Origin of the sequence: Bradyrhizobium sp. sGM-13, assembly GCF_018398875.1 — a bacterium.
Taxonomy (GTDB): domain Bacteria; phylum Pseudomonadota; class Alphaproteobacteria; order Rhizobiales; family Xanthobacteraceae; genus Bradyrhizobium.
The window spans coordinates 1-206 of the sequence record NZ_JAGWDK010000568.1; the positions used below are offsets into that span (position 1 = coordinate 1).

At 68.0% G+C, this 206-nt stretch carries 1 pseudogene; it reads right to left on the reverse strand.

Features of this window, described 5'->3' with window-relative positions:
- Positions 1–206: pseudogene (locus KJQ96_RS39995) on the reverse strand (NADH-quinone oxidoreductase subunit F); the annotation flags it as partial.

Sequence of the window (206 nt, forward strand, 5' to 3'; positions counted from 1 at the left end):
TCAGTATACCTTGGCAAATGCGCATGGGTGTCGCCGGCCTCGGCGGCGGCGAGCACGTCCGTCACTGTGGCATGATCGACGAAGTGATGGCCGACTTCGGCGGCGGGCGCCGTATCGCAGCGGCCGACGCAGGGCGCGCGCACGACGCGAATGCTGGGGCCGGCGCTATCCTGCAGCTCGTGCAGCAGCTTCTCCGCACCCATCAT